Source organism: Yoonia sp. (genome assembly GCF_036007805.1).
GTDB lineage: Bacteria > Pseudomonadota > Alphaproteobacteria > Rhodobacterales > Rhodobacteraceae > Yoonia.
In genome coordinates this window covers 1-2,283 of sequence record NZ_DASYOK010000033.1, presented here as the reverse complement: position 1 = coordinate 2,283, position 2,283 = coordinate 1, and the positions used below count along the sequence as shown (strand labels likewise).

At 56.5% G+C, this 2,283-nt stretch carries 3 protein-coding genes; all 3 read left to right on the top strand.

Annotation, left to right across the window (positions count from 1 at the left end; all coding sequences use genetic code 11):
- The first annotated feature begins 406 nt into the window (after nucleotides 1-406).
- On the top strand, nucleotides 407-1,051 hold the full coding sequence (locus tag VGP75_RS01805; protein ID WP_327542021.1) for a histidine phosphatase family protein: 645 nt from the start codon (nucleotides 407-409) through the stop codon (nucleotides 1,049-1,051).
- 11 nt (nucleotides 1,052-1,062) lie between these two features.
- On the top strand, nucleotides 1,063-1,665 hold the full coding sequence (locus tag VGP75_RS01800) for a glutathione S-transferase family protein (RefSeq protein WP_327542020.1): 603 nt from the start codon (nucleotides 1,063-1,065) through the stop codon (nucleotides 1,663-1,665).
- Nucleotides 1,665-2,283 (top strand): Rossmann-fold NAD(P)-binding domain-containing protein (locus VGP75_RS01795; protein WP_526025495.1); only part of this gene is annotated, 619 nt, incomplete at its 3' end. The genes VGP75_RS01800 and VGP75_RS01795, both read left to right, overlap by 1 nt.

The window sequence follows — 2,283 nt, the reverse complement described above, 5'->3', positions numbered from 1 at the left end:
TTTCGATGAGTTGAAGATTGGGCGAGAACAGCGATTTGAAAAGGCTGCGTGCGTTCACGAAAATGGTGATCAATGTGATCCTGGTTTGTGCTTGAAAACGAAAAATAGATCCTACTGACGTACTACTGTGCGCCAACGCACGGATTGGAATCCAAGTCTGTGCAGTAATTTTCACCTCGCGCCACAAAACCGGATCAGTTTTGTTTCTCCCGTTCACAGATTTCAGCCGGGCGCATTTCCGTGATCGACGATTATTTCAGTGTTCTCTCAGGTACGTGATTGAAAAGACACCGTTTCTGGCGATTTGCGGCCCGTTCAAAGCGCTCATCTGATGCCGATTCTGAGGGTTTGAATCGTTGCCAACGGCCTTTACACACCGTAACCCTGTGAGTTCAGGAGAGACTTGATGGGCGAGATCATATTAGTCCGGCACGGGCAGGCAAATTCCGCAGCGACCGACGAAGAAAGCTATGACAGGCTTTCTCCCTTAGGTCATCAACAGGCTAATTGGCTTGGCGAATACCTGTCAGAGCGCGAAAGCACCTTTGACAAGGTGATTTCCGGCAGCCTGCGGCGCCATCAGGAAACTGCAGCGGGTATAGGTTATCACAGCCCGCTGATTGATCCGCGTCTGAACGAGATGGATTACTTCAATCTTGGACAGGCGCTTGAGGATGTGCACGGCGTGCCGTTTCCCGGACCGGCGGAATTTGCGGCGCACGTCCCGCAAGTCATGGAAGCATGGCACAATGCCGAAATCATGGGGAATGAGACTTTTGCCTCATTCGAGAGCCGCGTGACCTCTGTGCTGCAAGAGGCCGCCAAACCCGGTGTACGCGTGCTTTGCATCACATCGGGCGGGGTGATCGGTATGATTATGCGGCATTTGCTTGATCTGAACCCGACGCGAATGGCGCATGTCCTGCTGCCGATCATGAACAGCTCGCTCCATCGCATTCACGTCATCCCGCAGGGGCCGATTTTGGCCAGTTTCAACGCCATCCCGCATCTGGACCGGGATGACCGCCTGCATGCCCGCACACATTACTAAAGGATCGACCCATGCTGAGACTTCACTACGCCCCCAGAACCATTTCGGTGGCTGCCGCGATCATCCTGGAGGAGTGCGGTACCCCGCACGAAAAGATCCGTATCGACTTTGCCAGCGGTGAACAAACAAAGCATGATTATCTGAAAATGAATCCAAAGGGGCGCGTCCCCACGTTGGAAACACCTGACGGCATCCTGACCGAGACCCCTGCCATTCTGGAATACATCGCCCCGCAACTGGTGCCAGAGGATGCATTCGCCGCCGCCAAGATGCGCGAACTGATGTCTTATCTGAATGGCACCATGCATCCGCATCACGCCCATGGCCTGCGCGGTGAACGGTGGGCGGATGAACCCAGCTCTTTCGCGGATATGAAGCGCAAAGTACCCCAACGCATGGCAGAGTGCGCCGCCCATCTGGAGGACTACCTGCCAAACCTGCCCTTTGAGACCGGCAAGCTGGGTGTTTTGTCTGATGCCTACCTTTACGTGGTCCTTAGCTGGTTACCGGGTGATGGTGTGGAGATTGCTCATTATCCGGGGCTTGCGGCGTTTCAGCACGAAATGAACACACATGCCTCTGTGCAGGCCGTCTTTGAAAAGGGGCTCCTGTGATGACCCATCTATGGGTGCGCGCGGAAAGCCGCGACAACGAGGAACGCGTCGGGATCACGCCGCAGGGTGCTGCCAAGCTGATTGCGGCAGGGTTTCGGGTGACAGTTGAAGAAAGCACGCAGCGCATTCTGCCGCTGGCCGATTATGTTGCAGCAGGATGCGCGGTCGCACCGGAATTCTCATGGGCACAGGCACCGGATGACGCGATTATCTTCGGACTGAAGGAATTGCCCAGCGATGGATCGCCTCTGCGCCATCGCCACATCATGTTCGGCCACGCCTATAAAGGGCAGCCTGCGGGCCAGGTTTTGCTTGATCGCTTCAAGGCGGGCGGTGGCACGCTTTATGATCTGGAATATCTCACGCATGCGGATGGACGGCGCGTTGCGGCCTTCGGCTATTGGGCCGGCTATGCGGGGGCGGCGGTATCGCTTATGTGCTGGATTGCGCAACAGCATGGCCGCATCGCGGGACCCGTGAAGGCCTATCCCAGTGCAAACCACCTGCTGGCCGACCTGCAAGAGGCTTTGATGGCTTTGGGCACGGACCGTCCGACGGCGTTGATTATCGGGGCCTTGGGCCGTGTTGGCAGCGGGGCCGCCGATCTGTGTACCGCAA

Bases quoted from the DNA above. Each gene is read 5' to 3' on its own strand.
- VGP75_RS01805 (WP_327542021.1), top strand. From the start codon at position 407: ATGGGCGAGATCATATTAGTCCGGCACGGGCAGGCAAATTCCGCAGCG.
- VGP75_RS01800 (WP_327542020.1), top strand. From the start codon at position 1,063: ATGCTGAGACTTCACTACGCCCCCAGAACCATTTCGGTGGCTGCCGCG.